Genomic DNA, 2,030 nt, shown 5'->3' on the forward strand with positions numbered 1-2,030 from the left:
ACATTACTTAACTAATGTGAATTGTTAAGCTGTAATTGTTTGACTACCCTAGCCTGTATCCAAGTTGGTTTAGTTGCTAGCCATTGGAATAGCTCACCCGCTGGCATTTTTGGTAAGTCGATTAGACGTGCTTTTTCGATTGATATATACTCCTCATGTGGCATACAGGCTTTCTGTGTGCATTGTATTTGCATGGATTGTTTTCCCCAGGTATTTATAATTTAGTACGAAAGATGATTCGCCGTCATACTTTCGTACTTTCACACTGCTGATTCATACTTTCATACTTTTTCTTTGTGCTCTCATACTCCTATACTCTCGCATTCCAGCTTAGATAACTCTTTGATTACTATCCCATATAGTTTCCTCGATGCATTATTTACATTAGTTGGTGGTGTTAAGAAAGGATTAGTGTCTTCTTCTCTAAGCCTTTTTATTGCGGATACTTTTGGAATTTCTCCTATCACTTTTTCAGTTGGCAATTTGGAAAAGTATAATTCTTGATCTCTATTTTTTTCATTTTTATTACTAGATACCATGTTTAATAAAAATCTTACATTTTTAGCTCCATGAGATTCAAGTGAAGCCATATGTTCTAAGGCTATACATACTGATTCTGGATCTGGAGTAACTGGGATCAAAACCATATCAACACTTTTGGCTATCCACATATCAAACTCACCACGGTTTCCGCCACTATCTATTACACATAAACCGTCTTGATTTATTGCCGCTGAAATTAATGTTGTTAAGGTTTGCGGATTTCTTGCATCGTAAAACATGTAAGGTCTACCGTTAACTGATATTGGTTTTCGATCATCAGTGTGCATTAAATATGCAGGAGTTCCTTTCCATGCAGAACCTAGTGCTAATAAGTGACTCAATGAGGTCTTACCTACCCCTCCTTTTTTTCCAACGATTGCAACTCCTTTCATTATTGTCCCCTTGAATGTTGGTCAAGAATATTTCGTAATGCTTCACTATTAGAAACGGATTTGTTTTTCTCTTTACTCATAGATAAAGCGATTTTGAAGATGTAATCCAAATGCCCTTGAGTTAGTGAAAATGTTTTCTTTTCAATTTTTCCCATTTTTATTTTTTCGGAAACTATTGCTTTAGACAAATCGTCAGATTTGTTGGTATTACTAAGATCCGCTAATTCTGGTGCTTTCATTTTGTTTCTCTACTACCTTAAAGTATGAACATCATACTTTAAGGTGGTGCGAGTGTAAAGTGTTATATTCATACTTTAAGAGGGTGTGATGGTATGGTCTTATCTTCGTACCTTAATAGAGTGTGATGGTATGAGCTTGTCTTCGTACCTTAAGGGAGTATGATGGTGTGGGCTTGTCTTCGTACTTTAAGAGGGTGTGATGGTGTGGGCTTGTCGTCATACTTTACCATTGATTAGTATGACGGTCATACGGTGTGAAAGTTAGGTGGTGTGAATAGGCGAGTGTTTCGTACTCTAAAGATATTATGTTTAGTCCTCATGTGGAAAAGCTAGGACAGAAAAGCACTGCCCTCAGCTTTACCACAATCAGCCTGATTTACCTTTGTGGTGGCCGTAGGTTTGCGCTCCGCGCTCAATAAGTTTTCTTTTTCTCTTATAAAGATCAAATGCACGAGTTATATCAATTTTGATATGGAGTGGTAAGCGGTCGGATAGCGTTAACCAGGCATAGATAATTTTGTTAAAACGACCTCAATTTAACTGTATGTATATTGTGCGCATCGCGTTATGAACACTCAACTCAATTTGCTATTGAACACCTCAAAAGAGCAAGTTATCTCGCCTGAAAATCGCAATTTCTCGAATCTCAATAATTGGTCAATTTCACCACTTTGCTAGTTGAAGTAAAAATAGCCTCCAAACGGGCATAATGATAAAATTAAGCATTACTCCCTCACTTTGATACACAGCTTGAATTCTTGCGACATTTTTTGTGACGTTCTCGATAACGCCCTTTTACACCTGTATTTAACCGTGGCTGAAACTGAACGGTTTATCCCTAAAGCTAAGCGTAATG

The 2,030-nt window shown here is 37.2% G+C and carries 2 protein-coding genes; both read right to left on the minus strand.

Annotated elements, in window-relative coordinates:
- Positions 1–302: 302 nt before the first annotated feature.
- Entirely contained in the window at positions 303–935 is a 633-nt protein-coding gene (locus tag L2748_RS23660) for a P-loop NTPase family protein (RefSeq protein WP_220783495.1), read from the minus strand.
- A complete protein-coding gene (locus L2748_RS23665; protein WP_220783496.1) occupies positions 935–1,174 on the minus strand; it encodes a hypothetical protein in 240 nt (79 codons plus the stop codon). Before L2748_RS23665 ends, L2748_RS23660 begins: the two co-directional genes overlap by 1 nt.
- Between the last annotated feature and the right edge of the window lie 856 nt (positions 1,175–2,030).

Origin of the sequence: Shewanella sairae (assembly GCF_023283535.1) — a bacterium.
In the GTDB taxonomy this organism is placed as follows: Bacteria; Pseudomonadota; Gammaproteobacteria; order Enterobacterales; family Shewanellaceae; genus Shewanella; species Shewanella sairae.

Excerpts from the sequence above, each read along its gene's own strand:
- L2748_RS23665 (WP_220783496.1), bottom strand. The coding sequence starts at position 1,174 with ATGAAAGCACCAGAATTAGCGGATCTTAGTAATACCAACAAATCTGAC.
- L2748_RS23660 (WP_220783495.1), bottom strand. The coding sequence starts at position 935 with ATGAAAGGAGTTGCAATCGTTGGAAAAAAAGGAGGGGTAGGTAAGACC.